At 64.9% G+C, this 17,888-nt stretch carries 17 protein-coding genes; 4 read left to right on the top strand and 13 right to left on the bottom strand.

The genetic code is table 11. The annotated features are described in order from the left end of the window. Window positions 1–57: 57 nt before the first annotated feature. Window positions 58–2,823 carry a malto-oligosyltrehalose synthase gene (gene treY, locus KH616_RS10135; protein ID WP_292243761.1) on the top strand — a complete coding sequence of 922 codons (2,766 nt, stop codon included), beginning with the start codon at window positions 58–60 and terminating at the stop codon, window positions 2,821–2,823. 9 nt (window positions 2,824–2,832) lie between these two features. Here the strand turns inward: treY and KH616_RS10130 are convergent, their stop codons facing one another. Next, entirely contained in the window at window positions 2,833–3,054 is a 222-nt protein-coding gene (locus tag KH616_RS10130) for a hypothetical protein (RefSeq protein ID WP_292243760.1), read from the bottom strand. A gap of 138 nt (window positions 3,055–3,192) precedes the next feature. Here KH616_RS10130 and KH616_RS10125 point away from each other — a divergent pair, with 138 nt between their 5' ends. Continuing rightward, window positions 3,193–3,957 carry a DUF4397 domain-containing protein gene (locus KH616_RS10125; protein WP_292243759.1) on the top strand — a complete coding sequence of 255 codons (765 nt, stop codon included), beginning with the start codon at window positions 3,193–3,195 and terminating at the stop codon, window positions 3,955–3,957. A gap of 64 nt (window positions 3,958–4,021) precedes the next feature. Here KH616_RS10125 and KH616_RS10120 read toward each other — a convergent pair whose 3' ends face one another. The 6 genes from KH616_RS10120 to KH616_RS10095 all read right to left on the bottom strand — a co-directional run bounded on the left by KH616_RS10120 (window position 4,022) and on the right by KH616_RS10095 (window position 11,582). Beyond that, complete coding sequence (locus tag KH616_RS10120; RefSeq protein WP_292243758.1) at window positions 4,022–4,531, bottom strand: ferritin-like domain-containing protein; 510 nt, start codon at window positions 4,529–4,531, stop codon at window positions 4,022–4,024. 164 nt (window positions 4,532–4,695) lie between these two features. Continuing rightward, entirely contained in the window at window positions 4,696–5,289 is a 594-nt protein-coding gene (locus KH616_RS10115) for a recombinase family protein (protein WP_292243756.1), read from the bottom strand. Window positions 5,290–5,346: 57 nt separating this feature from the next. Then, on the bottom strand, window positions 5,347–6,123 hold the full coding sequence (locus tag KH616_RS10110; RefSeq protein WP_292243755.1) for a hypothetical protein: 777 nt from the start codon (window positions 6,121–6,123) through the stop codon (window positions 5,347–5,349). Beyond that, window positions 6,116–10,201, bottom strand: a complete 4,086-nt coding sequence (locus tag KH616_RS10105) for a CheR family methyltransferase (RefSeq protein WP_292243753.1) — start codon at window positions 10,199–10,201, stop codon at window positions 6,116–6,118. Before KH616_RS10105 ends, KH616_RS10110 begins: the two co-directional genes overlap by 8 nt. 245 nt (window positions 10,202–10,446) lie before the next feature. Next, window positions 10,447–11,064, bottom strand: a complete 618-nt coding sequence (locus tag KH616_RS10100; RefSeq protein WP_292243752.1) for a chemotaxis protein CheB — start codon at window positions 11,062–11,064, stop codon at window positions 10,447–10,449. Window positions 11,065–11,324: 260 nt separating this feature from the next. Continuing rightward, a complete protein-coding gene (locus KH616_RS10095) occupies window positions 11,325–11,582 on the bottom strand; it encodes a hypothetical protein (RefSeq protein ID WP_292243751.1) in 258 nt (85 codons plus the stop codon). A gap of 250 nt (window positions 11,583–11,832) precedes the next feature. Between KH616_RS10095 and KH616_RS10090 the strand changes: the two genes are divergently transcribed. Then, window positions 11,833–12,030, top strand: coding sequence for a hypothetical protein (locus KH616_RS10090; protein ID WP_292243750.1), 198 nt, complete (start codon window positions 11,833–11,835; stop codon window positions 12,028–12,030). A 129-nt stretch (window positions 12,031–12,159) separates the two neighbouring features. Next, window positions 12,160–12,714, top strand: coding sequence for a phasin family protein (locus KH616_RS10085; RefSeq protein ID WP_292243749.1), 555 nt, complete (start codon window positions 12,160–12,162; stop codon window positions 12,712–12,714). A gap of 339 nt (window positions 12,715–13,053) precedes the next feature. Here KH616_RS10085 and KH616_RS10080 read toward each other — a convergent pair whose 3' ends face one another. The 6 genes from KH616_RS10080 to KH616_RS10055 form a co-directional block, all read right to left on the bottom strand. Beyond that, window positions 13,054–13,242, bottom strand: coding sequence for a DUF3008 family protein (locus tag KH616_RS10080; RefSeq protein WP_292243748.1), 189 nt, complete (start codon window positions 13,240–13,242; stop codon window positions 13,054–13,056). Window positions 13,243–13,294: 52 nt separating this feature from the next. After that, on the bottom strand, window positions 13,295–14,740 hold the full coding sequence (gene rpoN / locus KH616_RS10075; protein ID WP_292243747.1) for an RNA polymerase factor sigma-54: 1,446 nt from the start codon (window positions 14,738–14,740) through the stop codon (window positions 13,295–13,297). A gap of 367 nt (window positions 14,741–15,107) precedes the next feature. Further along, a complete protein-coding gene (locus tag KH616_RS10070; RefSeq protein WP_292243745.1) occupies window positions 15,108–16,058 on the bottom strand; it encodes a glycosyltransferase family 4 protein in 951 nt (316 codons plus the stop codon). Next, window positions 16,048–16,248, bottom strand: coding sequence for a hypothetical protein (locus KH616_RS10065; RefSeq protein ID WP_292243744.1), 201 nt, complete (start codon window positions 16,246–16,248; stop codon window positions 16,048–16,050). Before KH616_RS10065 ends, KH616_RS10070 begins: the two co-directional genes overlap by 11 nt. Window positions 16,249–16,603: 355 nt before the next feature. Then, on the bottom strand, window positions 16,604–16,879 hold the full coding sequence (locus KH616_RS10060) for a hypothetical protein (RefSeq protein ID WP_292243743.1): 276 nt from the start codon (window positions 16,877–16,879) through the stop codon (window positions 16,604–16,606). Window positions 16,880–17,014: 135 nt separating this feature from the next. Continuing rightward, the coding region (locus KH616_RS10055; protein ID WP_292243741.1) for a TrkA family potassium uptake protein at window positions 17,015–17,888 on the bottom strand (874 nt) is incomplete at its 5' end.

The raw sequence follows: 17,888 nt of genomic DNA, 5'->3' as shown, positions 1-17,888 counted from the left end.
CGACATTAACTTGGGAGCCGCCATCGCGCGCGAGCGCCGGAAACGGCGACGTTCGTCATGACGCCGCGCGCGACGCTGCGCCTGCAGCTGCATGCCGGGTTCACGTTCGACGACGCTGCGGCGTACGTCGATTACTTCGCACGGCTCGGCGTGAGCCACCTCTATCTGTCGCCGATCGCAACGGCCGAGCCGGATTCGCGGCATGGCTACGACACGGTCGATTACATGCAGATCCGTGCCGAACTCGGTGGCGAGCGCGGCCTCGTCCGGCTGGCCGACGCGCTGCACGCGCGCGGCATGGGCCTGATCGTCGATATCGTGCCGAACCACATGAGTGTCGGCGGATCGTCGAATCGCTGGTGGAACGACGTGCTCGAATGGGGCCCCGACAGTCCGTACGCGCGCTGCTTCGACATCGACTGGCATCCGGGCGATGCGGTGCCCGACGGCAAGGTGCTGCTCCCCTGTCTCGCGGCACCCTATGGCGACGTGCTCGCGGCCGGCGGCCTCGCATTGCGCACCGATGTGCAAGCCGGACGTTTCTTCATCGAATGCGCGGAACGCCGCTTGCCGGTTGCGCTCGCCACTTACCCGGACATCCTGCGCAGCGCAGGGCGCGCGGATCTCGACGCGCTGGCGGCGTGCTTCGACGGCGCGGCAGCGCTCGCGCGCGACGGTATGCGCACCGAGGCCGCACATACCGCGCTGCGCGCGCTCGTCGCGGCACGCGGTGCGCACGCACTCGACGCGGTGCTGTACGCGTTCGACCCCAGCCAGCCGCGCGGCCGCGCACGCCTTCACCGGCTGCTCGAGCGCCAGCATTATCGGGTGGCATGGTGGCGCACGGCCGCCGACGAACTCAACTGGCGGCGCTTCTTCGACATCGCGACGCTTGCCGGCATACGCGTCGAGGACGAAGCGGTGTTCGACGCCGTGCATGCGCTGCTGTTCCGTCTCTACGCGGCGGGATGGGTCGATGGCGTACGCATCGACCATATCGACGGACTTGCCGACCCGCGCGGCTACTGCCGGCGGCTGCGCGCACGGCTGGCGTCGCTGCGTCGCGATACGCCGTACCTCGTCGTCGAGAAAATCCTCGCGCCCGGCGAGCCGTTACGGGACGACTGGGCGATCGACGGTACGACCGGCTACGACTTCATGAATGACGTCGGCGCGCTGCTGCACGATCCGGCCGGTGCCGCGCCCCTTGCCGCGCACTGGGCATCGGTGTCCGGTTCGGCCGCCACCTTCCCGCAGGAGGCGCTCGCCGGCAAGCGGCTGGTGCTGACGCGCGCGCTGGCTGCCGAGCACGCGCGCGTCTCGGCCGCGCTGCACCGCATCGCGCGGGCCTCCGGCCATACGCGCGATATCAGCCGGATCGCGATTCACCGCGTGCTCGCCGAACTGGCGATCCGCATGCCCGTGTATCGGCTGTATCCGGCCGGCCGGGACGACGATCCGGCCGACCGGCGTTGTCTTGCTCACGCATACGACGGTGCATGCGCCGCGATTGCGGCCTCCGATCGAGCCGCGCTCGATCATGTCGCGGGATGGCTCGGCCTGCCGGGTGTCGGCACGTCACGCGGCGGAGCGGCGCTGCGCGCGGTGCGGGTCGCGTTCGCGCAGCTCACCGCGCCGCTTGCGGCCAAAGGGGTCGAGGATACGGCGAATTATCGTTACGGGCGGCTTCTGTCGCGCAACGAGGTCGGCGCCGATGCGAGCGAGTTCAGCCTGTCGCGCGGCGCATTCCATGCGCGAAACCGCCGCCGCGCCCGCACCGTCCCGCATACGCTCGTCGCCACCGCGACGCATGATCACAAGCGCGGTGAGGACGCGCGCGCGCGGCTCGCTGTGCTGAGCGAAATCCCGGACACATGGCGCACGATGTCACTCGAATGGTCGGCGTTCAATACGTTGCACCGGCAGCCTGCGCACGGCGCGTTGCCGTGGGTGCCCGGCCCCGGCGCGGAGGCGATGCTCTATCAGACGCTCGTCGGCTGCTGGCCGCCCGATCTGTCGCCGGACGATGCGCCCGGCGTCGCGGCGCTGACCGATCGCGTGGCGGCCTGGCAGACGAAGGCGCTGCGCGAGGCGAAACAGCACACCGACTGGATCGTGCCCGACACGCGTTACGAACATGGCTGCGCGACGTTCCTGCGCGAACTACTGGCTTCAGGCGGCCGTGACGACTTCACGCATCGTCTGCATGCGTTCGTCGCGCGCATCGCGCCGGCCGGCGTCGTCAACAGCCTGGTGCAAACCGCGCTGCGCATCGCGTCGCCCGGCGTGCCCGATCTCTACCAGGGCACCGAAGCGTGGGACCATTCGCTCGTCGATCCCGACAATCGCCGCGACGTGCCGTTCGCGGCCCTCGCAGCGCAGCGCGTCGACGAGCCGGTCGCTTCGTATCTGCATGCATGGCCCGATGCCCGCGTCAAACAGGCGCTTGTCGAGCGGATGCTGCGATTGCGCGCGCGCTGGCCGGCGACGTTTGCCGGCGGCAGCTATGTGCCGCTGCGTGTCTGCGGCGAACAGGCGCGCCATGCGATCGCATTCGCGCGACGCGATCGCAGGGTCACGATCGTCGTCGTGGCGACCCGGCTCGCGTATGCGCTGCTGGATAGCGCGGCCGCGCTGCCGCGCATTGAACCCGCCCGGTGGGGCGATACGTTCGTCGTGCTGCCCCAAGACATCGCGGGATCCTGGTTCGACTGGCTGGACGGCCGGCACGGCATCGACACGCCGGATGGCCGGCTGAGGCTCGGCTCGTGTCTCGCGATGCTGCCCGTGGCCGTGCTGGTCTCGCCTCACGGCAACGCGTAAGCGGCTGATTCACGCCGCCCGCGACAGGGTGCGCAACCGATGTCCGGCGCCGTCGCGGCCGATCACGCCGTCACATCGCATGACGAGAAAAATTTTCAAGCGGATGTAATACGGCAGGCATGCGTGCATGCGCTCAGGGTTGCATCCAGTTCCTTGCATGCTGCGCGTTACCCGGTCGTCCGTGACGTTCGCCCGGGCGCGCACGCGCGGCACAGTCGCGAACGGCGTCATCGCGCAGGCATGCGAATTGCGCCATCGGAGCGCCCGCCATGCCATTGCGGGTCCTTCGCCCGACCGGCCCGTGGCACGACGCGCGCATTCGCGCGGCTGTCGCCCGGGGCGATCGGGTTCCCCATACGAGAGGACAACATGACATCCATTCGAACCGTTGTGGCCATGTGCTCGATGGTTGCCGCGCTCGCCGCATGCGGCGGCAGCGGCAACGACGTCGGTACCGAGCTGGGCATTTCCCATCCGCAGGCCCGCTTCATCAACGCGGTGCCGGGCGGCCCGAATCTCGACTACTACCTGAGCGCGAAGCTCGATGCGCAGGCCGTCGCCTACAAGGGTGTCACGCGCTACCACGACATCGACTCCGGTACGCAAACGGCGAGCTACGACATCTCGGGCACCACCGCGACCATCGCATCGCAGTCGTTCAGCGCGGCCAACGGCCACCACTACACGACGATCGCGCTGCCGAGCACGTCGTCGCAGATCTCGGTGATCGACGATCCCTTCGCGAAGGGCCTGTTGTCCGACAAGGCGCGTGTGCGCAGCTTCAACGCGTCCCCGAACGCGCGAGACGTCGACGTCTATGTCGTACCGCCCGGAACGGACATCGCGACGCAAAGCCCGACGCTGTCCGGCGCGGCATACCAGAACGCGTCGCCCTCGACCGGCGAAGATTCGGTCTACCTGAACGGCGGCACCTACCAGGTGATCGTCGCGACCGCCGGCACCAAGACGGTGATCCTGCGGACCGCGCCTGTCAGCCTGAACAACAATGCCGACTGGCTGCTGATGACGATCCCGTCGCACGGCGTCAACGACGTGACGCCGAACGACATTCATGTGCTGGTCGCACAGGGCAACGACGCCAATACGTCGGCGCTGGAACTCGGTCCGCAGTAAACCGCTGGCGAGCGGAAAACGGGCGCGGCGGGCTGCTCATGCCCCCGCCGCGCCCAGGGCTGGATCAGCGCTTTGCGTCATCCCGCTGGACCGCGGACCGTTCGAGGAAAGCCGCCGTGAGTTCCGGAATGTGCCGCAGCAGCCACGATGCCATCGCCTCCTCTTCGCCGAGTATCCGTTCGCAGCATTCCCGGATTTCATATTCGCCAAGCGCGTCGGCAGCGGAAATCAATGTCGTATACGCCGCGATCTCGACATGCTCGAACACATAGCCGGCCATCGCGCTCTTGACCGCCTCGTCGCTGGCCAGCACGCTGCCCGCTACCTGTCCGTATGCGGCAACGCGTGCGGCGAGATCCTTGATAGTGGACGGCGCCGTGCCGAGCCGGCGCAGGCAGCTTTCGACAAGCGCGAGCTGGTTGAGCGTCTGGTCGAGATGCAACCGGATTCTGTCCTGCAATAACGGATAGTTCTCGAGCCGATTCAGTTGCGACTCGAGCAACGTCTGTGCCTGACGCTCCATCGCGTAGGCGTCGCGCAGCCAGTCCTCCAGGTGTTCTCGCGGATGGGACATGATCGTCCTCCCGCCGCATCACGTTGCGGCATGCCGTGCACCGCGACATGCGGCGCCTCGTCGACGACGCAAGGCGCATGCCGCGCCCGCATCCGACGCATCGCGCGCCCGACACGCCGGGATCCAGGCCGCGCACGGCGGGCGCGGCATCGCCACTGCCGGCGTTACCCGGCCGCGTGCGTTGCCGACGCCTCCCGTATCCGCATGATGGTTTGACGCGAGGTTCCGAAGTCGCGTGCGATTTTGCTCACCGAATGCCCCATTTCGAGCGAGCGCACGATGTCCTCGCGATCATGGCGCGACAGCGACGCCGGCCGGCCGGTACGCTGTCCGCTGTCCCGCACGGCTTTCAATCCCGCCTTGCTGCGTTCGCTCCGCGTCGCCATCTCCAGCCGGACGATCGCCCGCAGCGTGCGGACTGCCTGCGGTTCCGGACGACCGGCGAGATCCGCGTCGCCAAGCTCGACACATCGCACGGAAACCTTGTCCTTGCGACATTGCATCAGCGTCGCCAGGATGTCTCGCGGGCTGCAGCCGAGCGCGGAGAGGTCGAGTACGAGCAGCAGACCGTGGGGAGCGGCCCGCCTCAAGAGGCTTTTCAATTCCGGCCGGTCTGTCGCGGCGACGTAAGGCGGCACACGGTCGATTGCGATACGGTTGAGCACGATGGCATAGCCGGCCTTGTCGAACGCAATCAGCTCCTGCTCAGGCAAACGGCTGTCGCCCGGACAATTGATGTAGAAATAGGTTCGCCGCAAGACGCTCTCCGAAGTGTCACTGCCGCGGGGCCCGGCATTGCGCTGATCGCCGTTGCACTACGGGCACGCGCGGCCCGTCACGGCCTGCACGATCAGGTCGATCGAAACCGGCTTCACGAGTATGGTGTCGAACCCGCTCCAGTCGCCGTTTTCCAGCATGGGCGGGATCATGCCAATGATGCGGGTGCCGGCATGATGTCTCAGTGCGTCGACAGCGAGCACGCTTGCCTTGTCCGAATCCCGCTCCATATCGACGATAACCGCGGCGGCTGGCCGATGCATATGCGCGTCGTCGATCCTGTTCCTTGCGCGCAACGCCGTGACGAATCCCCTTAAACGCAACAGCAAGGCGATCGATTCCCCGACATGCACATTGGCCGCAAGAATCACCACCCGCTTGCCCGTGTGCCGCTGCAGATCGTCGTTGAACGCCGCACTGCGCATGACGACGTCGCTGCTCAGCCAGAGCAGGCGAGCCTGCTCGAATGCGTCCCGCGCCATTTGCCTCGCTGTTTCATCGACGAGCGGATTGTTGCAAAGCGCCTGGACGCGAGCCTCGGCAGCCTGAAGCCGCCGGGCGGCTTCGTCGAACTGCGCCTGCACGTCATTGTCGGGTTTGTCGATACGATTCGTCATGGCTCGCCTGGCTCTCATCGCCCGATGCGGTCGACGGGGACGCGGCATCCATTGAATGCACGCCCCCGCACCTGATACGTCCCCACACGCGGAGACATCCTCTGCAATCCAGTATGGACCGTTTGCGACGATGCTGCCGGTTGCGGTCCGCGGCGCGCGAGCACGCCGGGCCGCCGCGATGATGCAGAGGTCAGACATGCAGCCGCTTGTAGGCAGCCTGCAAGGCTTCGAGTGTGATGGGCTTTCTCAGGTGTGCATTGAATCCGGCGTTCTGGGCCTGCTGCACATCGGCTTCCTGACCGAAGCCGCTGAGCGCGATACAGATCACCGATCTCAGTGCCGGCATTCCCCGCAGCCTTTCGACGAATTCCAGTCCGTCCATGCCCGGCATGCCGATATCGGACAGAACCATGTCCGGCACATGACCGCCGAGTATCGACAGCGCCTCCTCGGCGCTGGTCGCCGTCTGAACGATGGCGCCCTCGCTTTCGAGCAGAAGCTTGAACGTTTCAACCGTTTCCGCATCGTCGTCGACCATGACGATATGCAATCCTTGCAGCGATTCGGTCAGCACGCTGTCGATCCCCTGTCTGTCGGCAGGTGCGCGGTGCAGAGGCAACGTGATCGTAAACACCGTGCCAAGGCCGGCGCCGGCCGATTCCACGCGCACCGCCCCGCCATGCAGATTCACGAGATCCCTGACAAGCGCAAGACCGATGCCGAGGCCGGCCCGGCGTGCGGCGGCATCCCGGCTTTGCTTGAACATGTCGAAGATGTGCGGCAGCAATGACGGATCGATGCCGCTGCCTGTATCGGCCACGCGCAGCACGGCCTCGGTATGTTCGTTGACCTGCAACGACACGTCCACCGCACCGCGACGGGTGAATTTCAATGCGTTGCTGATCAGGTTCCAGACGATCTGTTCGATTCGCGTGAGATCCGCATGGATGATGATGGGCAGATCGGTCAGCGTGACATTGAGCGCCAGGCCGCGCTGAACCGCTTCGTCCTGAGCCGCGCTGGTCACCCGCCGCACGATCTCCCGCATATCGACGGGCGTACGCACGACCGACAGCTTGCCCGTTCTTACCCGCGAGATATCGAGCAGATCGTCGATGATCTGCGCCTGGTTGATCACGGTGCGCCGGATCGTCTCGGTGGCGCGCGAGATGTTCAGGTTCTGCCGGGTTTCCGGCGAGCGGGCGATCAGCTCCGCACTCGCGGAGATGAGATTGAGCGGATGCTTGAGCTCGTGGGAGACCACGGCGAGAAATTCGTCGCGCTGCCGCCGGATTTCCCCGTCACTGGCTTCGTGGAACGGCTCGGCCCTGACGTCGTAGCTGGCCTTGGCAGGCTGCACGAATTCCCCGAGGTCGCGGGCGATTTTCGCAAATCCGCTCACGCCGGGTTCGTCCAGGCGCGACAGCACGCCGCTCGCGAAGAAGAGCGTGCCGTCCTTGCGCTGATGCCAGCGCGCTTCTTCGGTGCGTCCATTCAGGCGGGCCTCCGCGAATTCACGTTGAGCCACCTTGTTGACCCGGTCTTCCTCCGTCGAAAGCCGGTCCGCCGACACGCCGATCATTTCCTGCTCGGTATAGCCGAAAATCCGTTCCGCGCCCGCATTCCAGCTGGTGACGAGGCCGTCGTCGTCAAACGTGACGATCGCGTAGTCCTTGGTGCCTTCGGCCACGATGCGCATGCGCCGCTCGCCTTCCCGCAACCGGTCTTCCGCATGCCGGCGGTCCGTAATGTCGACAAACGAGAGCACCGCGCCGTCGATGCGGTCCTCCGTCGTCGGGTATGGCACGAAGCGCGCCAGATACCATCGCCCATCGTTGCTCTTCAGCTCACGCTCGATCAGACGCAGCGAATCGAAGGCCTCGGCCGCATCGTCGGCGAGCTTGTCGTATTCGAGCCGGTGCGTGATATCCAGCAGCGACCGGCCGATGTCGGACGGAATGATGCTGAATACGTCCGTCGCACGCGGCGTATACCGTTTGATGCAGATATTCCGATCGACGAAGATCGTGCCGATGTCGTTTGCGGCGATCAGGTTTTGCAGGTCGTCGTTGATCTTGCCGGTTTCCTCGACCTTCGACTTCAGTTCGGCGTTGACCGTGGTCAGTTCCTCGTTGATCGACTGCAGTTCCTCCTTGCTGGTCTCGAGCTCTTCCGTCGCCGAACGCAGCTCTTCGTTGATGGCCTGCAATTCCTCGTTGGAGGCCTTCAACTCCTCCGTCGACGTTTCCGATTGCTCGATGGTCGACTGCAACTGCTCCTTCGTCCGTTGCAGCTCGCGTTCCAGCTGGGTGATGATCGGATCCTTCTGGGCATCGGCCGTCGATGTCTCCGCATCGCCCATGCTGTCCTCGACTTCGTCGAACAAGATCAGCACGAAATCCGCATTGGCTTCAGGATCGTGTACGGGACGCGCCGTCATGCTGACGAAATACGAACGCGCGTCGCGTTCGATGCTCACGCGTCGCGCCTCCACGCTCCGGTTCGTATGCAACGCCTGATAGATGGCGGTTCTCAGTTCGAGCCGCAACTCGGGGCGCACCACGGCAATGATGTTGTGCGACGGCTCGCCGCCCGAATACTGCAGAAACCGTCCGGCGCGATCGGACAGGTGAACGATCTCGGAATCGCGATTGACGAGCACGCTCGGCGGCGCATATTGCTCGACGAGGCGCTGATGCAAATCCCCGAAGGAAAAGCGGCGACGTCCCGGCGGCTGCACCGTCGAAATGACCGGACGTGCGCTCATCGCCCCGGAGATCGCCACGGGAACCGGCGTATCGCCGCGCACCGCCACGTTGGCGCGGTAGATGCGGTTACGCTTGTCGATGACGCTGAACATCGAGCTGACGCTGTCGGCCGACTCCGAACTGCCGAGAAACAAAATGCCGCCCGGACGCAGCGCGAAGTGAAACATCTTCAGGATTTCGATCTGGGCTTCCCGGTCCAGATAGATCAGGAGGTTACGGCAGCAAATCAGATCGAGACGGGAAAACGGCGGATCGCTCAGCACATTGTGATGAGCGAACAGCATGTGCTCGCGCAGTTCCTTCTTGACACGATAATGCGCCGCGTCTTTCGAGAAGAACTGACGTACCCGCCCCTGCGCCACGTCGGCGAGAATCGAGTCGGGATAGAGACCGGCACGCGCGAAAGCGATGGCACGTTCGTCGATATCCGTGGCGAACACCTGGAACGAAATACCTTCGGCCGACTTCAGCGAGCGTTCCTGAAGCAGCATCGCCAGCGAATACGCCTCCTCGCCCGTCGCACATCCGACCGACCAGACACGGATGCGGTCCTGCTCGCTGCGGCCATCGAAAAGCTGGGGCAGCACATCGCGCTCCAATACCTCGAACGCCTCCTTGTCGCGGAAGAAATTCGTGACGCTGATCAGCATGTCCTGCAGCAGCGCCTGGGTCTCCTCCGGATGGAGATGGAGATGATCGCGGTACGCCTGGAGATCGGTGATGCCATTGACCTGGAGACGCCGTTCGATCCTGCGCAGCACGGTCGCCCGCTTGTAATGGCGAAAGTCGTGCGCCGTGCGGGTGCGCAGGATAATCATGATCTCGCGCAATGCGCGCTCGGCCGACTCGTTGACCAGATCTTCCTGACGGTCCTCGTTTTCGACGACGGGCAGATGAATTCCCTTGGCGGTGGCCCACAGATCCATCATCCGTTGCGGCATTTCAGCAGCCGTCAGCGTGAAATCGACCATGCCGGTGGCGATGGCGCTGCGCGGCATGCTGTCGTACTCGGCTTCCGACGGATCCTGCGCAAATGTGATGCCGCCCATTTCCTTGACTCTTGACAACCCGATGGAGCCATCGGACCCCGCGCCGGACAGCACAACGCCGATGGCCCGTTCCCGATGGGCTTCCGCGAGCGTCCGGAAGAAAAGGTCGATGGCGGCACGGCGGCCGCCTTGCGCCGGTCGCTGGGGCGCGATATGCAGAAAATCGTCGACCATCGTCAGTTCGAGAGACGGTGCGATCAGGTAAACGTGGTCGGGCTCAATGGGGGTGGCGCTCGTCACTTCCAGCACGGGCATGCTGGTTGCTTTCTGCAGCAAGGCGGCGAGATTGCTTTCGTAATCGGGGGCCAGATGCATCACGACGACGAATGCCATCGAGGTATGCGCCGGCAACGCTTCGAAGAATTCCAGGAGCGCGCTCAGTCCGCCCGCCGATGCGCCGATACCGACAATCGGATGGTTTGCCTGGCTCGGGAGAGTTTGCCCGCGACTTTTCGGCATGACTGCACGTCCTGTAAAAAGAATCATAGTTTCCGCAGCCCGGATCGGGTAGACGCCCTGGCCCGCTTGCGCGTGGGTGCGCGCAGGCCGGCTATTATCCGTCCCGCGATATCAATCGCAAGATTTTTACTGTCCAGACACGCAATATTTCGTTGCCGCCTGCCGCTTTTTCGAAATCCTGCCGCCGCTTTGACCCGAATTGAGCACGCCGTCTCCCGATGCGCGTCAATCCGCGAAGGGGTTCCCTATTGCCGGTCTTTCGGCTCGCGCCGTCGTGCCACGTTGCGGATCGCCGAAGATGCTCCCCCGCTGCCCGTCAGCTCGATCAGGCGGCGCGCCAGCCCGGCGATCGGCAGAACATAGTCGGCGTAACGCGATGCATGAAGCGGCATATCGCAGGCAAACTCTTCATCGGGATCCTGCACAATCGTGACGCCCCCGCACGACTGGATGGCCCCGAGACCGGCCGCACCATCGTCCAGCAGCCCGGTCAGGATGACGCCGATCACGCGCGTGCCCATCTCGGCGGCGGCACTGCGAAACAGCGGATCGATTGCCGGTCGGGCATGGTTTTCCTTCTCGCCTCGCACGACGCGCAAATGGGTGCCTTCGACGATCAAATGCCGATCCGGCGGCGCGATGTAGATTTTTCCGTGCAGATACGATTCGCTATCCACCGCGTGTACCGCCGGCAGCGGTCCCGAATGGCTCAAGAGCGACGGCAGAATACTGTCGTGGGCCCCGACATGCAGAACGATGGCAACGGTCGCGGGCAGATCGCGCGGCAAACGGGATACGAGGGCACACAGTGCATCCACTCCGCCCGACGACGTGCCGATTGCGATGAAGTCTCGATGGGTCAATTCGGCTCCAGTTTGCCCGCGATTCCAGTGTATCCATGGATGTGCCGGACATATTCGCCAGTCGATTTCCCATGCATGCCGACAGGCGGCGAAACGGGCCGCCGTTGCACGGCATGTTCGGCCCGCCAACACCGACGGGCCTGCTGCGGCCCAGGATCGGCGCGGCTGTCCATAAAGCCGGATATACGGACATGCACCGACGATGTACTTTCCCAGCCCCCTTCCATATGCTGGCTACCATCCGCTCTCGACCGACGCAGTTAATCCAGAAGGTAGCCACCATGCTCGTTCAACGGCTGTCGTTCCGCGCTGCCATAGGCCAGTTGCGGGTCATCCCCGTATGGCAAGCGCTCAGACGGAACGGTGCGAGGATTTATCGCTGGAGCACGAACGTCGACCGCTGGACGAACACCGAGACCATGACGGTCGACATTGTCGGATCCGGTCCGCTGCGAATGGATGACATCGCCGCCATGCTCTCTGAAACGCCCATCGAAATCAGCGTCACCCTTTTTCATTTGAGTATGGTTTCGACCGCGAGTGAAATCGTGCGTGGCAATACCCATTGGCCGCAGGATCGAATCGCCGCCCCCCCCGCCGAAGTCCGAAGCTCACTGTCGTCACGGGTCTCTTCAGCCATATCGCACGCATGCAGCGGGATTGAGCGCCGCCGACGCCCTGACAACAAAACCCCTGCAACTCGATGTCGTCGCGGCGCACATGAACCGAATCGGCAGTGCCAGCCGATTCCCCATTTAGGAGACAACGATGTTAAGCCCCCACGAGTTTTCCGTGCTCATGCTGGTCAAGGCTTCGCCCGATCAAATCGACCTGGGCCGCGAGGAACTCGACACACTACTGGAGCAGCAGCTCGTCGTACTCGAGAACCTCGGTTCCGGCCGACATCGTCCACGGGTCACGACCGACGGTGAAAGCCTGCTTCAGGCGATGACACGCAGACACTAGACGCCCCGGATCAATCCAATGGACGTGATGGCCATGTCACGGCGCGCGATGGGCTGACGCAACCCGGTGCAGTCGCGTCGAGTCGATGCCCATCCGAAGCGGTTCATTCAATTCAGGAGATGATTGACCATGCAATCCCAGGAATTCGTTTCAAGCGCGCGGCGCGCCAATCTCGAGACTGCCTTCGGTTTCGCCGGCACGATGATCGAAGGAATCGGCAAGCTGGCCGAACTCAACGCGCGGTTCACACGATCGGCCATGAAAAACGCGCTGGAGATGGCGCAGGACGCAGCGGAAAAGCCCGGTGACTGGGTCGCGATCCAGAGCGTCGGCGCAGCGCCCATTGCCGAGCAGATTCAGTCCTACAGCACCGAATTCTGGGGAATCGTGTCGTCTGCCCAGGCCGAAGTGCTCAAGGCCGCCCAGACGGAAAGCGATGTGTATGTCCGCCGGCTCCAGACGCTCGTCGAGGATGCGTCCAAACATGGACCGTCGGGCTCCGAGGCGGCCATCGCTGCATGGAGTTCCGCGATCACCGCCACCCATGCGCTCTATCAGACGCTGGGGAAGACAGGCCAGCAAGCGGTTGAAGTCGCGCGAAGCAACCTCGACATGGTCGTTGCCGCTGCGTCGAAGGGCGCCAGGCACACGGTCGGGCAGGCGCCGCAAACAGCAAAGCGATAATTTTCCGGTCGTTCCGGCATGCCGGCACCTGGCATGCCGGCCGGATATCAACAGCGTTGAGCAGGATCGACCTGCCCGTGGGGGGACCAGGTCGATCCGGTCGGCGTCGCGTGGCTGATCGAGCACGCGATTCGAGCGCGGGTGTCGGCTGATACGCCGCCCGCGCCCGTTTTTTTCTTCGCGTATCCCGATGAGCAGCCGTGGCGCGTGCGCCGTGCCGCGACTGCCGGTTCGCACCCGTACCCAGTCCCCATGCAGCGTCCCGCCATCGAGGCCGAACGCCAGCTTGCCGGCACGATCGCGTGTCGAAGCATGGCCTGCTATTCCGGACGAAGGCGCTCAGCTATCGCGTCGGTGTTTCGGCTTGCCGCGCGTCGGCGTCGACGCCATCTCCTCGAGTTGCTTCTCGCTCATCGACTCGTACATCGATTTCGACGGCGGCTTGAGGTTCTTTGCTTTCGTGCGGCCGCGCTTCGCGGACAGCGCCGCGCCTGCGGCGCGTTGCTGCGCCTGGGATTTGGCTGGCATGATCTGCTCCTTTCGGTGGCGCGCATCGAATGCGACGTGCGCCCGGGGCCGTTCATCCCGGCCCGGTTCCTCGCATGACGGCAGCCGGAATCTTCATCGCCTGCCGATACTTGGTGACGGTGCGCCGTGCGATGCATATTCCGCGGCCTGCGAGCCGCTGCGCGAGCACCACGTCCGACAGCGGTTCCGCATGCGCCTCCGCGGCGATCATTTCGCGGATCAGCACTTTCGCCGCCGCCGCCGAGCACAAGCCCTTGCCGGCCGACGCCAGCCGGCGCGGGAAAAAATGCCTGAATTCGAACGTGCCGAACGGCGTGGCCATGTACTTGTTGCCGGTCGCGCGGGATACCGTCGACTCATGCAGTTCGAGCGCATCGGCAATATCGCGCAGCATGAGCGGCTTCAGCGCAATCTCGCCATACCGGAAGAAATCCTGCTGGTGCGCGACGATGCATGCGCCGACGCGCTGGATCGTATCGAAACGCTTTTGCGCATTGCGGATCAGCCAGCGCGCTTCCTGCAACTGCTGACCGAGCGGCGAATCGCGCTCGCCGTTCGAGCGCGCGAACAATTCCGCGTATCGCTGGTGAAGCCGCGCGCGCGGCATCACCGCCGGATTGATCGTCACGACCCATTCGCCGCGCACCTGACGCACGATCACGTCCGGCACGACATAATCGCCGTGCGCGCTGCCATAGTGGTTGCCGGGACGCGGATCCAGCCCGCGCACGAGTGCGCATGCGGCGTGCAGCGTCCGCGCGCCGCAGCCGAGGCGGCGCTGCATCTCGGCCGTCTCGCGACGCGCCAGACGTTCCAGATGGTCGCGCGCAATCGCCTTCGCGCAGGCGATCGCCGGCGTGCCGGCCGGCATCGCGTCGAGCTGCAGCAACAGGCATTCGGACAGCGAGCGCGCGGCGATTCCCGGCCGATCCATCGCCTGAACGAGCCGCAACGCCACGCCGAGATCCTGCTCGCCGATCAGCGGTGCCGGATCGGCCACCCGCACGAGATCGCCCAAAGCCTGACGCAGATAACCGTCGTCGTCGAGCGCGTCGATGATCAATTGAGCGGCCGCGCGATCGCGACGATTGAGCGGATAGAGACGCAGCGCATCGCGCAGCTGCATCCGCAGCGACGGTTCGGCCGCGTTCCATTCCCCGGGCGACGTGTCCGGCGACGCGGACCGGTCGCGTGCCGGCCCGCGTGCAGCGGGCTCGGCCGTGTACGCGACTTCGTCCGGCGGACGCGTATCGTCGGACGCCGGCTCACCGTCGGCGGCGGCGTCTGCGGGCGCGGATGTCCAGGACATCGCCGACGTCTCGCCTGCGGCCGCATCGCCGTTGTTGTCCCCGTCCTCCAGAAACGGATTCTGATCGAGCGCCTGCTGCAACGTCTGCTGAAATTCGAGCGACGACAACTGCAACAGGCGCAGCGACTGCTGAAGCCGCGGCGTGAGCGCCAGATGCTGACGCATCTGGAGCGAAAGCATGACGGACATCGCGCCCTCCTCATTCCCGTGCTTCTTGCTCACGTAGCGCGCAACATCCATGCCATCCGTGCCGTGCACGCGACGCACGTCGTTCAAGCCAGTCGATATGAAAATCTCCGGCGCAGGCGGCCGGGCTGCGCTGCGCCATCCTCCCGGCGAGTTCGGCCGCAACAGGTTTCAGCGCACACCGCTGTTGCGCGGTATCGCATGGTTAGAATGCAGCGGACGTCACGGTCGCCGGATGCCCTTCGGCCGGGAAGTCGACAAGCAGCCTGTCGGCTGGAACGGCCACGCGCTCGTTGCAATAGCTACATCGACCGGTGCAAATCTTTCAACATGCGCGCGACGGCGATAAACCGCTGACGGTGCGGCACAGTCACATCACGACATCGCGCAGGGCAGCATCCCAGTCGTGCACGAACCGGTCAATGCCGAACCGCTCGCGCACATCCCGTTGCGCCGCCTCACCCCATTCGCGGGCAAGCAACGGATCCTTGATCAGCATGTGCATCGCATCGATCAACACGTCCGGCCGCGTATCGGCGACCCCGTTTCTGCCGCTGCGCACCAGCTGCGCGATCTCGGTCGTCGCGAGCGCGATCACCGGCAGGCCGATCATCATCGCCTCGATCACGGCCAGGCCGAGGCTCGCATAGCGCGTCGGGTTGAAGTAGAAGCGGTAATGCGACATGAAATGCGCCAGCTCGCCACTCGGCACCTCGCCGATGCCGCCGAGTTCGGCCGAATCCCGACCGACGAGATCGACCGGCGCACGACGGCACACGGTTTCGTACAGGTCCGCGCCGAATCGCCTGCCGCGTCGCGACAGGTGGTTCACGACCGTCACACCCTTCGGCAACATGCCGCGGTAGCACACGTCATCCGGGATCAGCACGCCGTGCTCGATCACGCGCGTCGGCGTGATGCCGCTGTCCCACATCAGCGCGTTGAACGGCGTCACATGCACGAGCAGGACGTTCGGATCCTGCACCGGATGCAGCGAGTCGGTCGGATGCGCGCATGGCGGGTCGTGCTCGATGAACAGCGCCGGCAGCGCGCGCTGCTCGGCGGTCAGCAAGTGGGTCCGATCGTGCCGGTACTGACGGCAATGCTGATAGAGCACGCAGTCGAATGTCGTGTCCGCCACGCATTCGCAACGCACTTCGTGCACGTTGTCGCCCCAGGGCCGATAGCCGACGCGGCCTGCATAGCCCGGCGGATTGTTCCGCTTCGTCACCATGAAAAATTCGTGCGGAACCTGGGAGAGGTAATACAGATAATTGCCGTGCACTTGCCACGTCAACACACGCAAGCGCTTACAGGACATGATGGGACTCCATCGCGAGCAGCCTGCCCGCAAGATCGATCACGACGTCGACACCGATCGCCCGGACGCAGAGGTGATCGTCCGCGCATGCGTCGGACACGCCTGACAGGCACGACGGATCATCGGCCAGCACGCGATGCCGCTCGCGATCGTGCGACGCCCGGCGCGCGGCGCCGCTTTCGTCAGCCAATACGATGCTCGGGGTGCCGAACACCGCGGCAACGCGCGATACATCGGAGTCGTTGCACAACAGCTGGCACGCCGACGGAAGGAGTGACCGGCTCGAAATGTGAACGATCGGACTCCATATGCAGGTCACCGGAAAACGCGAGGCCGGGGCCGGCATGGGCATGCCGCCCGGCATCGACGCTCTCTTTCTACAAGCGATTGAAATTTTTTCGCGACGGCGGGACAGGCCAGCGCTGCGACGCCACCCATGGACGTCGGCGTATGGGCAGCGTGCCGCGATCGCCTTCGATCGCGCACGCTGCGCACCCCGCTCAGCCCCTCACGCAACGCCCGCCGCTCGTCGCCGCCAGCCGTCGCTAGCCGCCGCTCGAACCCGACGACGGCGGTGCCGCGGCGCCCTGCGGCGCGGATGCGCCGCCCTCCATGCCGCCCGGCGTCGCGCCGGCGCTGCCGCGCATCGCACCCGCCGCTGGCGGCGGTGCAGGCGGCGCCATGCTGCTCGTCGAGCCCGGACTGCTCGGCGACGATGTGCTGTTGTCCTGCTTCGAACACCCTGTACTCGTCGCGACACCCGCGACGAGGATGCCGGCGAGCATCGCTCGCCATACGTTTCGGATCGGATCGCGTTGCATAACACCTCCCGCATGATTGCTCCCGGTTCGGAGCAATCGCCATGCCTCGACATGGCGGCACGCGATCCCGCATCGCTGACACCGAACCCGCCAGCCGTCAGACCGCCGCCGGCAAGTGCGCTGCCAGCCCTGGGCTCAGCACAGGCTGTCGGCGCTCGGTTCGGGAATCCTTGCCGACTGGATCACGACCAGCGTATCGCCGGCCTCGATCCGGCACGGCGGCTGCTCGTAGAACGACGCGACTTTTCCACCGCGCTCCAGGCCGACCACGACCGCGCCCGGCACCTCGTTCGACATGCAGCCGATCTCGCGCCGGGATGCCGGCCGTTCGACGAGCGTGGCGCGCCCGCGGGTCGACAACATTTCGTTGACGAACGGCACGATGTAGCGGCTGTTGACCGCATCGGCAAGCAGCAGCGCGCCGATCTTCGTCGACGACACGATCACGTCCGCGCCGGCCTGGCGCAACTGCCGCTGGTAGATGTTCTCCTGAATGCGCACGGCGATCTTCGTATCCGGCGCGAGGCTGCGCACGGTCAGCGTCAGCAGGATCGCGGTCGGATCGTCGGTCACCGAGATGATCACGGCCTTTGCCTGGCGCACCTGCGCATACTGCAGCAAGTCCTCCTGCGTGGGATCGCCCAGCAGCCCGGTCACGCCAAGTGCGGTCGCCGCTTCGACCGCCTCCTGACGGGGATCGAGCACGATGATCGTGTCCGGATCGACGCCGCTTTCGAGCAGCTCGCGCACGGTGATCGAGCCGCTGAGTCCATAGCCGCACACGACGATGTGATGGTTCAGTTGTTTTTGCAGGCGTTTCATGCGGAATTCCTCGACGACACGCTGGATCACGAACTGATACGCCGTGCCCAGGAAGATGAACCAGATGCCGATGCGGATCGGCACGATGAAGAAAGCATCGATCAGGCGCGCCCGTTCGGTGACGGGCACGATGTCGCCATAACCGACCGTTGCGACCGTGACCATCGTGAAATAGATCAGGTCGACG

The organism is Burkholderia sp. (genome assembly GCF_018375725.1).
Taxonomy (GTDB): domain Bacteria; phylum Pseudomonadota; class Gammaproteobacteria; order Burkholderiales; family Burkholderiaceae; genus Burkholderia.
This window is presented reverse-complemented; position numbering and strand designations above follow the sequence as displayed.

What these genes read in the sequence shown, in the direction of transcription:
- treY (WP_292243761.1), top strand. Translation starts at nt 58, where the DNA reads ATGACGCCGCGCGCGACGCTGCGCCTGCAGCTGCATGCCGGGTTCACG.
- KH616_RS10060 (WP_292243743.1), bottom strand. Translation starts at nt 16,879, where the DNA reads ATGCAACGCGATCCGATCCGAAACGTATGGCGAGCGATGCTCGCCGGC.
- KH616_RS10095 (WP_292243751.1), bottom strand. Translation starts at nt 11,582, where the DNA reads ATGAAAAAGGGTGACGCTGATTTCGATGGGCGTTTCAGAGAGCATGGC.
- KH616_RS10090 (WP_292243750.1), top strand. Translation starts at nt 11,833, where the DNA reads ATGTTAAGCCCCCACGAGTTTTCCGTGCTCATGCTGGTCAAGGCTTCG.
- KH616_RS10080 (WP_292243748.1), bottom strand. Translation starts at nt 13,242, where the DNA reads ATGCCAGCCAAATCCCAGGCGCAGCAACGCGCCGCAGGCGCGGCGCTG.
- rpoN (WP_292243747.1), bottom strand. Translation starts at nt 14,740, where the DNA reads ATGTCCGTCATGCTTTCGCTCCAGATGCGTCAGCATCTGGCGCTCACG.
- KH616_RS10120 (WP_292243758.1), bottom strand. Translation starts at nt 4,531, where the DNA reads ATGTCCCATCCGCGAGAACACCTGGAGGACTGGCTGCGCGACGCCTAC.
- KH616_RS10105 (WP_292243753.1), bottom strand. Translation starts at nt 10,201, where the DNA reads ATGCCGAAAAGTCGCGGGCAAACTCTCCCGAGCCAGGCAAACCATCCG.
- KH616_RS10110 (WP_292243755.1), bottom strand. Translation starts at nt 6,123, where the DNA reads ATGTCTGACCTCTGCATCATCGCGGCGGCCCGGCGTGCTCGCGCGCCG.
- KH616_RS10070 (WP_292243745.1), bottom strand. Translation starts at nt 16,058, where the DNA reads ATGTCCTGTAAGCGCTTGCGTGTGTTGACGTGGCAAGTGCACGGCAAT.
- KH616_RS10130 (WP_292243760.1), bottom strand. Translation starts at nt 3,054, where the DNA reads ATGACGCCGTTCGCGACTGTGCCGCGCGTGCGCGCCCGGGCGAACGTC.
- KH616_RS10125 (WP_292243759.1), top strand. Translation starts at nt 3,193, where the DNA reads ATGACATCCATTCGAACCGTTGTGGCCATGTGCTCGATGGTTGCCGCG.
- KH616_RS10085 (WP_292243749.1), top strand. Translation starts at nt 12,160, where the DNA reads ATGCAATCCCAGGAATTCGTTTCAAGCGCGCGGCGCGCCAATCTCGAG.